Here is a 16,712-nt window from a genome sequence, read left to right as displayed (position 1 = left end):
ATGACGCACCAGCGCCCTAGTCGATCGCCACGAGGCCTTCGTCCTTTACCTGGCGAATGGTGAGTGCGGTGCGGACCGTGTCTACATTGGGCGCGGATGTCAGCTCTTCGATCACGAAGGTCTGGAAGGTGGTGAGATCGGTCGCCACGCAATGCAGCATGAAATCGGAATCGCCCGAGACCATCCATGCGCGGCGCACGATTGGCCATTTGAGCGTTCGCTGAGCGAAAGTCTTCAGCTCGGTCTCAGACTGATAGTGAAGGCCGATCAGGCAGAAGGCGACCACATCATAGCCAAGTGCCGGGGAATTGAGCAGGGCGCGGTAGCCCTTGATGATGCCGCCTTCCTCCAGCCGCTTTACGCGCCGGAGGCAGGGCGGAGCGGAGATGCCAACACGGCGCGAAAGCTCGACATTGGTCATTTTGCCGTCGGCCTGAAGCTCACGCAGAATTTTCCAGTCGATTGCGTCAAGATCAGCCTGTAGCGGCATAGTGTTTCCCATTTCTGCTCTAAACGCGCGAGAATCTTTCACGCGCGCAGACCGAAATTAGGGCAAGCGCCCTGCCAAGCCAAGCAATGCCTTCACCGGCAGGGTGGACTATCCACCGTGTTTGAAACCGTGGCAAACGCACAAATGCGCAGGAGCGGCATTCGGTAGCTGTTGGAAACCTGTTCCTCGCCTTGCACTTTGCGGTGGTGAATACTTAGATCATGTCACCGAATTGTTTTGGATGGTGGCCTAGGGATGACGCCCGCAGGTCTGCTGTCCGGTTTCGCGTTTTCTGCCCGCTGGCGGGGCCGACGCGCTCACAAGTCAAGAATGCCCGATGGGAGCGGAACATGCCCGCGGGTGCTTTTAGGAAGAAAGGATTTCATCCATGTCACGTCGTCACGCGCCCGTCCTTATCATCGGCTCGGGTCCGGCCGGATACACGGCGGCGATCTATGCGGCGCGCGCCATGCTGAAGCCTCTTCTTGTGGCCGGGCTGGAGCAGGGTGGCCAGCTCATGATCACCACCGAGGTGGAAAATTATCCCGGTTTTGCCGATCCGATCCAGGGGCCGTGGCTCATGGAACAGATGCGCGGCCAGGCTGAAAACGTCGGAGCGGAAATCGCCAATGACCTCATTGTCGATGTGGATCTGTCGTCGCGCCCCTTTGTGCTCAGGGGCGATTCCGGCACCGAATATAGCTGCGATGCGCTGATCATCGCCACCGGTGCAAAGGCAAAGTGGCTTGGCCTGCCGTCCGAACAGACCTTTATGGGATTTGGTGTTTCGGCCTGTGCGACCTGTGACGGCTTCTTCTACCGTGGCAAGGATGTTGCCGTTGTGGGCGGCGGTAACACCGCTGTCGAGGAGGCGCTTTACCTTTCTAACCTCGCAAAGTCGGTGACGCTCATCCATCGCCGCGACGAATTGCGCTCGGAGCGTATCCTTCAGGAGCGTCTGATGGCCAAGGAGAACGTGACGATCATGTGGGATACGGTGGTCGAGGAGATCACCGGGACGCCCGCAAAACCGCCCATGCCTGCATCCGCTTCGGGCGTGCGTGTGAAAAACGTGCACACGGGGGCTGTGTCCGATCTGGCGGTGGATGGCATCTTCGTCGCGATCGGCCATGCCCCCGCGGTCGAGTTATTTGAAGGCAAGCTCAAGCAGAAGCCCAATGGTTATCTGTGGACGCAGCCTGGAACCACGCAGACGGATGTTCCGGGGGTGTTTGCCGCAGGTGATGTGGCCGACGACATTTATCGCCAGGCCGTGACGGCAGCGGGGCTTGGCTGCATGGCGGCACTGGAAGCAGAGAAGTATCTGGCAGCCATGGAATCGAAGAAAGAAGCTGCCGAATAACCGGGAACGACGCAGCGACGGGAACGGGCGGCAACGCCCATGACGGTACAGGCGCCTGACAGAGGAGAACGAGGCGTTGGACTGGGACAAGCTCAGGGTTTTTCACGCCGCCGCAGAGGCTGGCTCGTTTACGCACGCCGCTGAAACGCTGCATCTTTCGCAGTCGGCCATTTCACGCCAGGTGAGTGCGCTTGAACTGGAAGTGGGGGTGCCGCTTTTCCATCGGCACGCGCGCGGGCTGGTTCTTACCGAACAGGGCGAGATGCTTTATCGCACCGCTCATGACGTGCTGATGCAGCTTGAAAGCGTGCGCGTGCGCCTGACCGAGGCGAAGGATCGCCCGTCCGGTCTGTTGAAGGTTTCCACCACGGTGGGGCTCGGCACGGGCTGGCTGACGGAACGGTTGCCGGAGTTCATCGAGCTCTACCCGGACATCGAATTGCAACTCATTCTCGACAATGAGGAGCTCGACCTAACCATGCGGCAGGCGGATTGCGCGATTCGGATGCGCCAGCCGCAGCAGCCGGATCTGATCCAGCGCAAGCTGTTCACGGTGCATTTCCATCTCTTTGCCTCGCCCTCCTATGTGAACAAGCACGGAAAGCCGGCCTCGATCGCCGATCTCGACAAGCATCGGATCGTGACTTTCGGCGAGGCGGTGCCGCCGCATCTCAGCGATATGAACTGGCTCGAAACCGCCGGGCGTCCGGAGGGGCAGAAGCGCCAGACGGCTCTGCAGATCAACAACATCCTGTCGATCAAACTGGCTGTGCAGCGCGGGGCCGGGATTGCCATGCTGCCCGATTACGTGGTCGGCAAGAGCAACGATCTGGTGCAGCTTCTGCCGGAAACCGCCGTGCCGTCGTTCGACACATATTTCTGCTATCCGAACGTGATGAAAAATCAGGCAAAGCTTCACGCTTTCCGGGACTTCCTCATTTCAAAATCAAGGCATTGGGCATTTTGACGCAGTATTTCCCAAGAAATACGGGGCGTTATGCAAAATTGCATGGGTGAGTTGCAAAAACATGTGGTTGTTATTTAGGCGCTCATTGCCCATATGAGAAGCACTCCCGGGGGCGTTCTCCTCCCATTTGCCCCCGCGAGTGTTCCCCTCTGGAGGTTTCGCCTATATGGCACTTCCAATGACTAAAGCCGGATCTCCGTGATCCGGCTCTTTTTTTATCTGCCGGAGGTTCCCGTGCATCGCGGGCGCCCGTGTTTCCAAGTGGCACGAGTGCAGGTCAGCGATATAGCTGTTCGCTTTCGAGCCCGCTGTAAAGACCTGCGACTTCCTCGGCATAACCGTTAAAAAGCTGCGTCGGTATGCGCTCGCCGGTATGCAGTACCCGCTCCTCCGCCTGGCTCCAGCGCGGGTGCGGCACATCCGGGTTCACATTCGCCCAGAAGCCGTATTCGCTGGCTGCAATCTCCTCCCAGAAACTCACAGGTCTCTTTTCGGTGAAAGAGATGCGTCGGATGGATTTGATGGATTTGAAGCCGTATTTCCATGGCAGGGCCAGCCGCAGGGGAGCGCCGAACTGCTTTGCCAGGGGTTTGCCATAGGCGCCAGTGACCATGAAGGCGAGGTCGTTCGAAGCCTCTTCCATGGTGACGCCCTCTACATAGGGCCAAGGATACCAGACCTGTTTCTGCCCCCCGGCGACGGAGGGATCGTTGAAGGTTTCAAAGCGGAGGTAGCGGGCGGACGAAAGGGGCTTCGCAATCGCCAGGAGAGCTGAAAGCGGAAAGCCGCTCCATGGCACTGTCATTGACCAGGCTTCGACACAGCGATGCCGGTACAGGCGCTCTTCGAGCGGCATGCGTTTTAACAGATCCTCGAAAGCAATGGTGCCGGGCTTTTCCACGAGGCCATCGATCTCGATATCCCAGGGATGAGTTGAGAGTGCCTGAGCGGCACGCGCGATCTGTTTGTGCGATCCGAATTCGTAGAAATTGTTGTAAGTGCTGTTCACGTCTTCAGGTGTCAGGGGGCGTTCGATTCTGTAGGCATCGTTCCGCTTTACAGGGTAAAGGGATGCGGTGCGTGACGCGGCGTCTTCCGCTGCCTGCGCCCTGGCTGTCCCGGGCAGCAAGCCTGCGCCGGCGATCGCCCCAAGACCAAGCCCCGCAAGCACTGTGCGGCGATTGGCGAAAACGCATTCAGGCGTCGCCACGCTTTCGGCTATTGCCCAGCGCGGGCGACGGTGGATTGTGGGCATGGCTTTCTCCAGCGGATTTCTGATAGCATCACCATTGGTAGAACCGCCGCCCGGCGGTTCAAAATCACGGCGCTTCACGATTGCGTGGCGATCTTTCCGGTTGATGCTCTCATCAAGCAGCCTTGCCCTGCGCGCTCATCGCCGCATCCGCCAGGCGCCCGGTCAATTCGGCCATGTGATCAAACGTGGCGCGATAGCTGGCGACGCCTGCCGTGGCGGATCGTAGTTCGATGATCAGATCGCCGGTTTCGGATGCGGGGATCGTCGCCTCTACGATGTCCCAACCTGTCCAGCCGGGACGCGCATCGAAGCCGAGAATCTGTCCGCGCCGTTGCGACAGGATAGCGGTGATGCGGGCAGTGGCGTCTGACGGCGTGTAGACCTCGACCCTGAGGACGGGCTCCAGGAGAACAGGTGAGCACTCGCCAAGCCCTTCCTTCATGGCAAGTCGCCCGGCAAGCTGGAACGCCATGTCTGAGGAATCCACCGAATGGTAGGAACCGTCCGAGAGGTTGACGGCGAGATCTATGACGGGAAACCCGAGCGGACCGGACTTGAGATAGTCGCGAACGCCCGTTTCGACCGAGGGTATGTATTGCTTCGGAACGACGCCACCGGTGATCGTGTCGGTGAACTCGAAACCGGAGCCGCGGGGCAGGGGGCGTATCTCGAGCACAACATCGCCGAACTGGCCGTGACCGCCCGATTGCTTCTTGTGCCGGCCACGCTTTGTGGTGCCCTTGCGGATCGTTTCGCGATAGGCAACGCTCGGCACTGCCGTATCCACGGGGATCTGGTATTTGCCTTCCAGGCGCTCGCGAGTGACGCGCAGATGCATTTCGCCCTGTCCGCACAGCACGGTTTCCCCCGTCTCCTGCCTTTGTTCGAGGCCGAGTGACGGGTCTTCCTCGGTGAGCTTCTGCAGGGCGAGGGAGAGCTTTGCCTCGTCTTTGCGTTCGGTTGGATGTACCGCAACCGAATAAACAGGGTGAGGGCTCTCGAGTTTGAGGAGAGGTGGATGCGGTGTCCTGGCTGTGGTCAGCGTGTCCCCTGTCTTTACCCCCTCAAGTTTGCCGAGAGCAATCGTCTCGCCAGCTTCCGCTTTCGTGACCTTGGTTTGTTCGCGCCCGAGCAGCGTGTAGAGACCGGAAACCTTGTCGACAGTCTGGTCGCTGCGCAGTTCCACACCATCGCCGACTGAGCCGGAAAGAACACGTGAGACGGACAGCTTGCCACCATGCGGTGTATGGATTGTTTTTATCACCTGGAGCACGGCTTCACCAGTAATGTCGAGACCAAGCCGCTCCCATGTCGCTTCAACATCCGGAGCATCGTGCCGGATTGCCTTCAGAAGCCGCAATATGCCGTTGCCTTTTTCTGCTGACCCGATCAGCACCGGCGTCACCGAACCGGAACGCAGATCGGCGGCCAGGTCGTCGAAAATCGCATCGCGGGGCGGCTCTATCTCCTCAAGCAGTTGCTCCATAAGCCTGTCATCGTGGTCTGCCAGAGTTTCAAGCATGGAGAAGCGTGCCTCGACCTCGCGTGCCCTGTCATCGTCGGAAATGGGTGCGATCTCACTGCTTGCGTGCTCACGGTAGATGTAGGCGCGTTCAAGCGCGAGATCGATGGACCCGATGACGATGCCGTCCTTGCGCAGAGGAATCTGGCGCAAAAGCAGTGGGGTGTCGCTGGTCGGTTGCAGCATCTTCAACATGTCGCGCACGCCCAAGGTGGCGTGCTCGATCTTGTTCAGGAAGATCATGCGCGGGATGCCGAGCTCGTCGAGCCGATGGAGGGTGAGCTGAAGGGCCGGAATTTTCTTCTCGTCGGGTTCGGTGACGACGATGGCCATGTCGACTGCGGTAAGAATCGGATCTGCCTCATAGGCAAATTCGATTGAGCCGGGACAATCCACGAAAGTAATACTTTCATCGAGAAAGCGAGTGGTGGCGACGCATGCCTCGACACTCATCTGATGCGCCTTGGCTTCGGCGGAATGATCGCCGACCGTTCCGGACCCGGTACCTGCCTGTTTGGTTATGGCGCCGGTGCGCTCCAAAATGGCTTCGAGCAAAGTTGTCTTGCCACTTGCAAACGGACCGACAATGGCAATGCACTTCGGTCCGCGGCTTCTCTCTCCCGAACGTTTTCCCATGGTCGGCGGCCTCCTCACACGCGTTTACCCGTACACGTTTCATGAGCGGCGGCCGGCCAGAGCGGCCGTCGCGCGGTCGTGACGCGTAGACGGATGATCAGGAGCATTCTCCGCCCTTGAAGAACCCGCTTTCGGCACTCACAAGCCGATGCGCCAACGTTTTCCGACGAATATCGTCACATGGCTTTGAGTTTTGGGCAAGAGGTTCTCAAGCGCTCAAGGCGAGCGGTTCGATATGGGCGGTTCTGCGCAGGAGCATTGGGGCGGCCTGCGGTCGCCCGAGGAAATAGCCCTGGAAGCGGTTGCAACCGGCAGCGCGTGCAAGATCGAACTCGGCTTCGGTTTCGATCCCCTCAGCCACGATCGTAAGGCCCTGAATGCGAGCGATCTGCGTTAGCGCAGAGACAAAGACCTGAGCGATACGATCATGTCCGAGATTGCGGATGTAACTGCGGTCGATCTTGATTGAGTCGATCGGCAGCGTCTTGATGTAGTTGAAGCCACAATGGCCGGTTCCAAAGTCATCCAGCGCGATGTGGAATCCCATCCCACGCAGCCGTTCGATACGGGCGATGATTTCGGGCGTAGCCGCCGTGGCGACGGTCTCGGTGATCTCGAGAACAAAACGGTTGGCGGCCGTGCCCGTTTCATGCAGCACGCGGTCCAGCATGTGCACGAGGCCATCGCGCTTGAGCTGCTCTCCGGAGACATTGATGCTGATGCGTCCACATGACAGATGATCGAGATCGAGACATGCGCGGCGGAAAACCCACTCGCCGACCATGTCGATCAGGTTGGATCTCTCGGCAACAGGTATGAACTCGGCAGGTGAGATCATGCCGCGCACAGGATGACGCCAGCGCACCAGGCCTTCCAGAGCCGTACAGTTGCGCTCCGCGTCGGTCAGGGGCTGGTAGTGAAGTTCGAGTTCGTTGAGATAGACCGCTGCGCGCAATTCGCGCTCCATAAAGCGGCGCTGGCGTTTTTCAGAGAGCATATCGGGATCGAACACGGTTATGCGTCCGCGGCCGGCTCCCTTGCTCTCATACAGTGCAAGATCGGCCAGCAAAGGAAGCTCTTTGGGGCTGCTTGCATGTTCCGGTGCGACGGCAATGCCGATCGATGCGCCCAGTGGTATCTGGTGTCCCTCGCAAACACGGCCCTGTTGAAGCATTGTGAGCAGTTTTTCGGCGCGTAGACGACAGCGTTCGAGGTCGTTGCCGTACATCAGTATCGCAAATTCGTCACCGCCCAGCCGACCAATGGTGCAATCGGGGAAACAGTGTTTCGCGCATGCGACCAGATGGGCGAGCGCCTGATCTCCAAATTGATGTCCGAATCCGTCATTGAGCTGCTTGAAATGGTCAAGATCAACGAGCAGCAGCATGATGCGGCGGGGCTTTGAAAGTGTGCCGATGCTGGCGCTGAGTTCGTCCAGGAAACGGCCTCGGGTGAGGGCGCCCGTAAGAAGATCATTCTCGGTCAGTCGCGTGCGCTCGGCCTCGATGCGCACGGCGTCCTTGAGCTGATCGGAAACAGTGCGTTTGAGGTATTCAAGCAGGCCAAGACCCGTCGCGCTGAGCACGAAGCAGGTGAGCAGCAGCCAGTTTGGCATGCCACTTTCGCGTGGCACCATGAAATATGCCACGGCGATGAGCGCCGTTGCTGTGATCAAAAGCGCTTGTACGCCTATGTAAACACGCGCGCCATTGCGGCGAACGGTGGAGAGGATGCTCATGCCCCTGGTGTCTCCCCGAAACCCTTGGAAAACGAGAGAACAATGAGAAGCTTAAAGAGTGCGTTAAGACTATTGCACCGCGAGAAAATATTTTGCGGCGCAATAGTGAGGCTATAGAGCGGGCGCCTACTTCAGTGAAGCCGTGAAACGCTGGATGCGGTTGCAGGCTTCTTCGAGCAGAGTCTCGGACGTGGCGTAGGAGATGCGGAAATTGGGCCCGAGGCCGAAGGCCGAGCCGTGCACAACCGCCACACCTTCCGCCTCAAGAAGCTCCGATACGAAATCCTCGTCGGTTTCGATCGTCTTGCCTGACGGTGCCGTTTTGCCAATCAGTTCGGCGCAGGACGGGTAAACGTAGAATGCGCCTTCGGGGACCGGACATTTGATGCCCCTTGCCTGGTTGAGCATCGACACGACGAGATCACGGCGGCCCTGAAAGATCGCCTTGTTCCTGGATACAAAATCCTGCGGACCATTCAAAGCTTCCACGGCGGCCCATTGAGCGATGCTGCAGGCACCTGAAGTCTGCTGGCCCTGGATCATGTCCATGGCCTTGACGAGCTCGATGGGCCCAGCCGCATATCCGATGCGCCAGCCTGTCATGGCGTAAGCCTTGGAGACGCCGTTCATTGTCAATGTGCGCTCATAGAGCTTCGGTTCCACTTCGGCGATGGTGTGGAACTTAAAATCGCCGTAGGTCAGGTGCTCGTACATGTCGTCTGTCAGCACCCACACGTTGGGATGGGCGAGAAGAACCTCGGCCAGCGCCTTGAGCTCCTCAGCCGTATAGGCTGCACCCGAGGGGTTGGATGGTGAGTTCATGATCAGCCATTTGGTCTTAGGCGTAATCGCCTTTTCCAATGCCTCGGCGGTGAGCTTGAAGCCGTTCTCAATGCTGGTTTCAGCGGCTACCGGCGTGCCGCCGCAGATGGACACCATCTCCGGGTAACTCACCCAATAGGGGCTGGGGATGACCACTTCGTCGCCGGCGTTGAGGGTCGCCATCATCGCGTTGAACAGCACCTGCTTGCCGCCGGTGGCGACAATTGTCTGCTTCCAGTCGTAATCGAGGTTGTTTTCGCGCTTGAATTTGGCTGCGATCGCCTCGCGCAGGGGCTGGATGCCGGAGACGGGTGTGTACTTCGTCTCACCGCGGTTGATGGCTTCGATTGCCGCCTTTTTCACATTCTCCGGCGTGTCGAAGTCCGGCTCGCCTGCACCAAGACCGATCACATCACGGCCCTGGGATTTGAGTTCGCGCGCTTTCTGGGAAACCGCGATGGTTGCGGAGGGTTTTACGCGTGAAAGGGCATCGGCAAGGAAAGCCATAATGGAGGACTCCGGTTCCTGTGAGAATTACGCTGAGCATCAGCGTGATCCTTCATGTCCGATCATGGGAAAAATCGCAAGCGGCCAGCCAGTTTGCGGCGTTAAACCAGTCGTTAACGGCGAATAAAGGCGTTGGATGGCATTTTCACCGTCATGAATAAAGAGTCTTAAGGAAGCGCAGCATGCCGCGCAGCATCGGCCTCGGCCACATCGCCCGCCAGGACGACGGGACCGCTGTGGGTATCTGGGGCGGCTATACACTGAAATCGGCTTTTCAGCCGATCTTTTCCTTTCGTGAGGGCCGTCTTCTCGTGAGCGCTTATGAAGGGCTGATCCGTCCTTTCCGAGACGAGCATCCTGTGGGGCCGGGCATTTTCTTCTCCAGCATTCCCGACATCGATCGTTTTCAGGTCGAAACACTGGCAAGAACACTGCATTTATTGAATGCGGGCGTCAGTTTTAGCGAAACGGCCTCGCTCTTTGTCAATTTCGACCCGTCGCATTTTGTGGATGCCGCCTCAGCGGCGAGCGCGCTGCAGGATGTTCAGGGCGTCTTGAGCGAAGCCGGTATCTCGGCGGAGCGTGTCGTTTGTGAGATCACCGAGCAGGAAACGGGCTCCGATGAAACGCTCATCAGATTTGTGCAGGCGCTCAAGGGATATGGGCACCGGGTTGCGGTGGATGATTACGGAGCCGACAGCTCAGATCTGAAGCGGATCGAGGCGCTCGGGCCCGATATCGTCAAATTCGATGGTGCCTGGACCGGTCGTCTCCTTTCGTCAGCTCCTGGCGTCGCGATGCTGACCGATATGGTGCGCGCGTTTGCACACAAGGGTATCCGCACCGTTTTCGAAGGTATTGAAACCGGACAACAGCTTGAACTTGCCGAAAGTTGCGGTGTCTCCATGGTGCAGGGGTTTGCGCTCGCCCGGCCACAGCTGGCTCCGGGCGCTTTTGCGGAATTCGAGGCGGCACGCGAGAGTGAGCGAAGGCGGGCGCTGGCGGGGACCGTGGAACACCTTGAACGTGGCAAGGTCGAAAAGACCAAAGGGGACGTTCCGTCCAATCGCAGCGGGCGCACCTTCGGGCGCCGCGGATCCTGACACTATGAGTGGGCAATCGATCCCCAGGCCCGCGGCGGCCACGATTGTAGTGGACGAGGTCGGCCTGGAAACAGGGGTCTACGGCGCATATCGGCTTCGCACCGTTTATCAGCCGATTTTCCGCGTTGCGTCCGACTTCTTGATGCCCGAGGGGCTGGAGGCATCTGTGTTGCCCTTGCTCAACTTTCGGCCAATAGAGAGGCATGAGTTTCTTGCCTCTGTCGATCTTGACGCACAGGCCGATGTTCTGTCGCTCTGCAATCTCATGCACATCGGAAATCGTCATCACGCCAGACATGACAACCTTTCCCTGCACGTGCCGTTCGGACATTCCCTGCTTTGCGGGGAGGTGGCACTGGAGCATCTTGCTCTCACCTTTGCACGGCTTGCAGAGGCCGGCTTTCCTCCAAGGTCTCTGGTGTGCAGCGTCCCCAACGTCGAAACTTGCGATTTAAATGTCCTCGAGCGCATCCTGGCAGTGTTGGGAGCGGCGGGCGCGGGCCTCGCGGTTGAAGGGTTCGGGGTGAATACACAGGCGATTGAGGCGATAAAGCGTTTCCAGCCACGCATTGTCAGCGTCGATGGCTCGTGGTTTCGTCGTGTTTCTGATGTGAGCGCCGCTTTGCGGCTGATGCGTCAGGTAATTGAAAGCCTCAAGAATGGGGGCGCTGAAGTTCTTGTAAAAGGGCTTGAGAGCCCGGCCCATCTTCTGGCGGCACTAACCGTTGGGGCCGATCTGGTTCAGGGCGAACTGCTGGCCAGACCAGAAGAAGCGGGTTCGATCGTGGATGTGCGGCCGCTGGATATAGGTCGTATTTTCCGCGATCCTGAGACGGTTGTCGTTTCTTTGGCGTGAAGTCAGTCTGGACGGGTTTGATCAGGCGGCGCTTCCAGACATCGTTTCAAAGACCAGGGCCCGAACCTGTCGGGCCCTGATCCATTATCTAGTTTTCAGAATTGCTGTTTGCGGCCGAAACCGTATCCTGGTTTTCGCCGTAGGCGGCAGTCACGGAGCGCAGATCGGCCTTGCCTTCGGGATCATTTTGAAGGAGAGCGATTTGTGCCGCCGCTTCCGGCTTGGCAATGCGCTGGAGCATTGATGCGAACTGTTCATGCTTTTGCACTTCAAGTGCCGCACGCCTGGCCCAAGCCTCGATCGAGACGACCTCTTTCGGTTCGTCGCGAGGGGTGCTCAGCGAAGACAGCCGGTACTGGTCATTTACCGGTGTGGTGCCACTGGACGCGCCTGGCGACGTACTCGTTGGAGGATTTGACGGGTTCGAACTGCCGCTCGAGCCTTTCGGCTGATCATCGCTCGGTTCCGGTTGGGTTGCCTCGTTGGGCGGCGAAGCCGGTTCCTGAGGATCAGGTTGGTTTGCCGGTGGCCTGACCCTGTCGAATAGAGGCAGTTTGTTCAAGTTTCCGATCAGCACGATGCGTCCTCTCCTGGTTCTGGTTCAAATCTGTGCAATTGGTTGTGTTTGATTGGCAATTGCTACCAGAGAGGGATTTTGAATCAGTGTTCAGGACCGGTAAAATTCAAGACAAATTTCGCGAAAACCGTGTCGCTGTGCTTCAGGCTGCCGCCCTGTCATTGGTGCCGGTCGTGTCCTGCTTTGCGGCGCTCTCTTTCGATTTGCGTTCCAGCATTTTCTTGCGCATCACCCGCAAAACTGCGTTGAGAAGATCAATGTCGATATAGAACTGTTTCGAGAGTTCGGGAGCAATCTGATCCATCTCTACGCCTTGTGCGACAAGGCGTTTGACCTCTGTAATCATCGCCGTTGGCTCAATGAGGCGATGTTTGATGCTGTTATCGGCAGACTGAAGCATGGAATTCCCGCCGGTTGAAAATCACGGACGCAACGAACCCAACGCTGAACAGAAATACCGCCGATAAATCGACCGATTGGCGGCGAGATTGTGGCTGTCCCCGCTAATCACCGGGGCCATCCGAATCGCATTTATTATGCGCGCGCCTCGCTTGAGTGCAAGATGTGCGGTTCAACCGGCACTAGAATGCAAACGTCCCCTGCGCCTCGTCGGCATTGGGCGAGCGGGCGTTCTCCAGGGCAAGCATTTTTTGCTTCGTCGTTATGCCGCCATGGGCGGAGAAACCGCCAATCTTGCCACCTGCGGCAAGCACGCGATGGCAGGGGATGATCAGGGGGATGGGGTTTTTGCCCATGGCTGCACCCGTTTCCCGGGTGGCTTTCGGGAATCCTACACTTTCACAGAGTGCTCCATAAGTCGTTGTTTCACCGTAGGAAAGCCCACGCATAGCGGTGTATAGCGTCTGATGAAACGGGCTAATGCCGGAGAGATCGAGAGGAACCCTGGAAAAGTCCTGCTGAACACCATCGAAATAGCGCCTTACGGCCACGGCGAGGTTTGCGAGGGCGCCTGTTGGTTGTGTAGCATTGCCATCGGGAAATCGACGTTTCAGGAGCCGTTCAATCGATCCTGCATCCGGTGCAGGAAGAATGAAGCGAGCAAGTCCGGCTTCGCTCCAGCCTGCACCGCAGAAGCCGAAAGCTGTTTCGAACACCTGATAACCACCGAATGACACGGGCACTGATCCCACTGCTTTCGGAGACACATTTAGCATGGAAACACTATGGCACGAAGAGTGAACGGGCACGGTCCTGACATGAGATTGCCACGCTTTGCATTGCACGATAGAAGGCGCGCGGGTGGGGGTGATCTGATTGAAGGAATGTACCTTGCCGTTGTTTTCCCGTTTTCTGGTCGCCGGTCTTTTACTTGCCTTGCCCTCCATGGCCGGTTGCGCAACGACCGGGAGCGAAGGTCAGGCAAAAGCCGATAACGTCGAGAGTTCTGCTGATGCAGCTGTGATTGCGAATAGCCTGGTTGCAGAACAGGACGCCGCGATCTCGGACGAGGATGTCAGCCCGGACGCGTTCGCAGGTCAACGCCCGCCTTCCGCTGCGCTCACGGCATTGGAGGCCGGGGCGAGCGTGGAGCCGGTGGCGCCGCGGAGCGCCGAGCTCGATTCGCTGATCGCTCGCTACGCAGCCATCTATGAGGTGCCTGAGCGGCTGGTGCGCAGGGTTGTCAGACGAGAGAGCAATTTCGATCCCTCAGCGCGCAATCGCATCTATTGGGGGCTGATGCAGATCCGGCACGATACGGCTCAAACCATGGGATATCGCGGCCCTGCATCCGGTTTGCTGGATGCGGAGACCAATCTCAAATATGCCGTCAAATATCTGCGAGGCGCCTACATTACGGCCGATCGAAACGAAGATCGTGCGGTGCGCTTCTATGCCAGCGGTTATTACTACGATGCCAAACGCAAAGGGTTGCTCCGGGAAACCGGCCTGCGCAACTGAGCCCGGCTTCGGCGGGAGCTGTCAGCAGGCTTTGAGGCGACGTGATAAACCAGTTCTGACAAACCTCCGATTGGTGTATGTCTGCGCGCTGTTGGATGCCGCTCAGCGGCTCTTTCCTGCAGTCATGGGAACGTGCGGGAACTGGCTGCCCCGGAGGATTGCAGATGAATGATATGAAGCCGGTGAGCGCCAAGGCGATCGCCCCCGATTTGCCGTCCCTGGCGATTTCCGTGCGCGGGTTGACCAAGCGCTATGGGTCTGTTCCCGCGCTGGACGGCATCGATCTGGATGTTCCGCGTGGCATGATCTTCGGCATTCTGGGGCCAAACGGAGCGGGAAAGACAACGCTGATCCGTCTGCTTGCAACACTCGCGCGTCCGGACGGCGGCTCTGCGTCCGTCATGGGGCACGATGTTGTTTCCAATCCACAGGCGGTGAGGGGGACTATCGCGCTGACCGGGCAATTTGCCTCGCTCGACGAAGACCTGACGGGGCGGGAAAACCTTGTCATGCTCGCGCGTCTCTGGGGATTTTCAGTGAGCGCCGCCAAGGCGAGGGCGGATGAACTGCTTGCAGCCTTCGAACTTTCGGACGCGTCCAGAAAGCAGGTCAAATCCTACTCCGGCGGGATGCGGAGACGGCTCGACATTGCGGCGTCGCTGATTGTGACGCCGGGCGTTCTGTTTCTCGACGAGCCAACCACCGGTCTTGATCCTAAAGCGCGGCAAGGTGTGTGGAAAATGATCCGCTCTCTAGCTCAATCCGGTGTGACGATATTGCTGACCACCCAGTATCTCGAAGAAGCGGATCAGTTGGCCGCGCGTATCGCAGTGATCGATCGTGGCCGAAAGATCGCTGAAGGGACGAGCAGGGAGCTCAAATCGGCCATCGGCTCCGGTTTCCTGCACGTTGCCCTTGGCGATCATGAGCGACTGGACGAAGCGGAAGCAATTTTGGAGAAGGTCCTGGGGGCGCCTGTTCAACGCAGCGCCGAAGGCGCTCAGCTTTCCGTGGTGGCCGGATCGACCAAAGCCGCCAATGAGGCGCTGGGGCTGTTGATTTCAGCAGGAATAGAACTCTCCGATTTCTCGATGGGTTCCCCCAGTCTCGATGAGGTGTTTTTCGCCCTGACCGGACAGCCGGTGGACGGAGAAACGGCGGGAGAGGCATGATGAATTCTGTAGAGACTGGCCCTGCGATGTTATCCCACGCGCCCCGGCCGCCCCGACCGTCCGCAGTTGCCAATGCTCTGACCTTCGGCTGGCGTGCGGTGTTGAAATTCAAGCATGTGCCAGAGCAATTGTTTGACCTGATCATGACGCCGCTCATGTTCACGCTGCTCTTCACCTTTGTTTTCGGCGGTGCACTGGCAGGTTCGACGAGCGACTATCTCCAGTTCTTCCTCCCCGGAATCCTTGTTCAGACCGTCGTGTTCAACTCGGTCTACTCCGGAATGGGACTTTCGACAGATCTGTCGAAGGGATTGTTTGAACGTTTTCGGTCATTGCCGATCTGGTCTCTTTCGCCCTTCGCAGGGCTTATGGCCGGGGATGTCCTGCGCCATACGATTGCAGGCTTGATTATCCTGAGCGTTGGACTTGTGCTGGGCTATCGGCCGGAAGCAGGGATCCTGGGCGTTCTTTTTTCTTTTATGCTGCTAATCGCCATAGGCTTTGGCGTCGGCTGGATTTTCATCGTACTTGGCTTGCTGATCCGCACGCCAATGACGGTCATGACCATCGGTTTCACCTTCATCTTTCCGCTGGTATTCGCTTCCAACATCATGGTGCGTCCCGAGACGATGCCGGGATGGCTCGAAGCATTTGTTGTGCGGAACCCGGTGACGCACATGGCGACGGCCCTGAGGGGGCTGATGAGCGGAACGGCCACAGCAGGCGATGTGATGCTTGCTTTGACTGCGCCGGTGCTTTTGACACTCGTTTTGTCTCCGCTTGTTTTGTGGCTTTACCGGCGCAATTAGCGGGCGTACCCCTGAGCGAAGAAATAGAGCGCGCCCCCTTTGGGAGGGCGCGCTCGGACTTGAGTGAACGAGCCTCCTTCTCATCGCGGTATGGGACAAGGTCAAACCCATTGTCCTGATACTGGAAAAGGAGGCAGTCGATGCCCTCAGCGCAACCGCTGAAGTGCCTCAGGTGTCCAGGCAACTCATAATACGAGCCTTTCGGGTACACCGTCCGCCTGCCGTCGACCACAATGAAAAACGTGCCCTGCACAACCACGGTCCGGATGGATCGGGTGTGATAGTGATGCGGGTTGTCCTTCCCGGCGGGATACAGAACAAAGGCCTCGTAAGGGGCCGCGCCTGCAAGGTCGCCGCGAACATTGGCATATCGTATGCCACCCGAATCCGGGATCTCGATCCACTCGAGTTCCGACGCAGGGAAGGAAATAATCCGTTCCTTGAGCGATGCCAGATCCGAGCAGGCGGCCACCACAGCCGACAACGCCGCAAGCGGCAGAGCAAATCTAAAAAAGGGCTTCATCGCAAAAATCCCTGGTGCTCAAAAATGCGCGCAGAGCTTTAAAATGCATAGCTCTGAAATCTTGCTTCAAAGGCGCGGGAAACGCGCCGATATTCCAGTTTTACCAACGTCGTTCGAATGCTCTCGACGTTCAGTTTTCACACTCGGCACTGGTTTATTGTTTACTTCGTATATATCTGGATGTTCTGCTTTATGTGCCGCTGTTTATATGTCATTTATCGATGTTTACGGCGGCTATCCAGTCGAACTTTATCTATTCGACAACGCGTTTCTATCGCGTTCGCCGTGGCGAATGCCTGTGATCAAGGAAGGGTATGGGAGACAGCCAGAGTCATGCTTTTCCGGTCGGTGGTGTCAGCACACCGAGCGCTTGCATGTGGCGTGGAGAACGAGGAAGGCTGCAGCCGCCGCCAAGCCTCAGGCGCGGCGGCTGAGCAAGTTCTGACAGGCTG

The 16,712-nt window shown here is 58.2% G+C and carries 16 protein-coding genes; 8 read left to right on the top strand and 8 right to left on the bottom strand.

What is annotated here, in order from left to right; all coding sequences use genetic code 11:
* Positions 1-16 precede the first annotated feature (16 nt).
* On the bottom strand, positions 17-490 hold the full coding sequence (locus tag HF949_RS15265) for an Lrp/AsnC family transcriptional regulator (RefSeq protein WP_229448756.1): 474 nt from the start codon (positions 488-490) through the stop codon (positions 17-19).
* A 388-nt stretch (positions 491-878) separates the two neighbouring features.
* On the opposite strand from HF949_RS15265, the gene trxB reads away from it, so the two are divergent.
* On the top strand, positions 879-1,853 hold the full coding sequence (gene trxB / locus HF949_RS15260) for a thioredoxin-disulfide reductase (RefSeq protein WP_292896668.1): 975 nt from the start codon (positions 879-881) through the stop codon (positions 1,851-1,853).
* 76 nt (positions 1,854-1,929) lie between these two features.
* Entirely contained in the window at positions 1,930-2,820 is an 891-nt protein-coding gene (locus tag HF949_RS15255; RefSeq protein ID WP_292896666.1) for a LysR family transcriptional regulator, read from the top strand.
* Positions 2,821-3,097: 277 nt separating this feature from the next.
* On the opposite strand, the gene msrP is transcribed toward HF949_RS15255, so the two are convergent.
* The 4 genes from msrP to HF949_RS15235 form a co-directional block, all read right to left on the bottom strand.
* Positions 3,098-4,075, bottom strand: a complete 978-nt coding sequence (msrP, locus tag HF949_RS15250) for a protein-methionine-sulfoxide reductase catalytic subunit MsrP (RefSeq protein WP_292896665.1) — start codon at positions 4,073-4,075, stop codon at positions 3,098-3,100.
* A 112-nt stretch (positions 4,076-4,187) separates the two neighbouring features.
* On the bottom strand, positions 4,188-6,233 hold the full coding sequence (locus HF949_RS15245) for an elongation factor G (RefSeq protein ID WP_292896663.1): 2,046 nt from the start codon (positions 6,231-6,233) through the stop codon (positions 4,188-4,190).
* Between the two features lie 208 nt (positions 6,234-6,441).
* Positions 6,442-7,971, bottom strand: coding sequence for a putative bifunctional diguanylate cyclase/phosphodiesterase (locus tag HF949_RS15240; protein ID WP_292896661.1), 1,530 nt, complete (start codon positions 7,969-7,971; stop codon positions 6,442-6,444).
* 126 nt (positions 7,972-8,097) lie between these two features.
* Positions 8,098-9,300: a pyridoxal phosphate-dependent aminotransferase gene (locus HF949_RS15235; RefSeq protein WP_292896659.1), complete on the bottom strand. Its 1,203-nt coding sequence runs from the start codon at positions 9,298-9,300 to the stop codon at positions 8,098-8,100.
* A gap of 182 nt (positions 9,301-9,482) precedes the next feature.
* Here HF949_RS15235 and HF949_RS15230 point away from each other — a divergent pair, with 182 nt between their 5' ends.
* Together HF949_RS15230 and HF949_RS15225 are read left to right on the top strand one after the other, a co-directional pair.
* Complete coding sequence (locus tag HF949_RS15230) at positions 9,483-10,403, top strand: EAL domain-containing protein (protein ID WP_292896657.1); 921 nt, start codon at positions 9,483-9,485, stop codon at positions 10,401-10,403.
* A 4-nt stretch (positions 10,404-10,407) separates the two neighbouring features.
* The gene (locus HF949_RS15225) at positions 10,408-11,259 is read left to right on the top strand and encodes an EAL domain-containing protein (protein WP_292896655.1); all 852 of its coding nucleotides are present in this window, start codon (positions 10,408-10,410) and stop codon (positions 11,257-11,259) included.
* A gap of 88 nt (positions 11,260-11,347) precedes the next feature.
* On the opposite strand, the gene HF949_RS15220 is transcribed toward HF949_RS15225, so the two are convergent.
* The 3 genes from HF949_RS15220 to HF949_RS15210 form a co-directional block, all read right to left on the bottom strand.
* Positions 11,348-11,836, bottom strand: a complete 489-nt coding sequence (locus HF949_RS15220) for a hypothetical protein (RefSeq protein ID WP_292896653.1) — start codon at positions 11,834-11,836, stop codon at positions 11,348-11,350.
* Between the two features lie 142 nt (positions 11,837-11,978).
* The gene (locus HF949_RS15215) at positions 11,979-12,236 is read right to left on the bottom strand and encodes a hypothetical protein (RefSeq protein ID WP_292896651.1); all 258 of its coding nucleotides are present in this window, start codon (positions 12,234-12,236) and stop codon (positions 11,979-11,981) included.
* A 181-nt stretch (positions 12,237-12,417) separates the two neighbouring features.
* Complete coding sequence (locus HF949_RS15210; protein ID WP_292900242.1) at positions 12,418-13,011, bottom strand: methylated-DNA--[protein]-cysteine S-methyltransferase; 594 nt, start codon at positions 13,009-13,011, stop codon at positions 12,418-12,420.
* Positions 13,012-13,255: 244 nt separating this feature from the next.
* Here HF949_RS15210 and HF949_RS15205 point away from each other — a divergent pair, with 244 nt between their 5' ends.
* The 4 genes from HF949_RS15205 (at position 13,256) to HF949_RS15190 (ending at position 16,705) form a co-directional block, all read left to right on the top strand.
* Positions 13,256-13,756, top strand: a complete 501-nt coding sequence (locus tag HF949_RS15205) for a lytic transglycosylase domain-containing protein (RefSeq protein ID WP_292896649.1) — start codon at positions 13,256-13,258, stop codon at positions 13,754-13,756.
* Positions 13,757-13,920: 164 nt separating this feature from the next.
* Positions 13,921-14,928 carry an ATP-binding cassette domain-containing protein gene (locus HF949_RS15200; RefSeq protein ID WP_292896647.1) on the top strand — a complete coding sequence of 336 codons (1,008 nt, stop codon included), beginning with the start codon at positions 13,921-13,923 and terminating at the stop codon, positions 14,926-14,928.
* Positions 14,928-15,737, top strand: a complete 810-nt coding sequence (locus HF949_RS15195; RefSeq protein WP_292900240.1) for an ABC transporter permease — start codon at positions 14,928-14,930, stop codon at positions 15,735-15,737. Before HF949_RS15200 ends, HF949_RS15195 begins: the two co-directional genes overlap by 1 nt.
* A gap of 440 nt (positions 15,738-16,177) precedes the next feature.
* The gene (locus HF949_RS15190) at positions 16,178-16,705 is read left to right on the top strand and encodes a hypothetical protein (RefSeq protein ID WP_292896645.1); all 528 of its coding nucleotides are present in this window, start codon (positions 16,178-16,180) and stop codon (positions 16,703-16,705) included.
* Positions 16,706-16,712 lie beyond the last annotated feature (7 nt).

The organism is Nitratireductor sp. (assembly GCF_017794765.1).
Classification (GTDB): domain Bacteria; phylum Pseudomonadota; class Alphaproteobacteria; order Rhizobiales; family Rhizobiaceae; genus Nitratireductor.
Note: the sequence above shows the minus strand (reverse complement) of the source record. Positions and strands in the feature narration are given on the sequence as shown.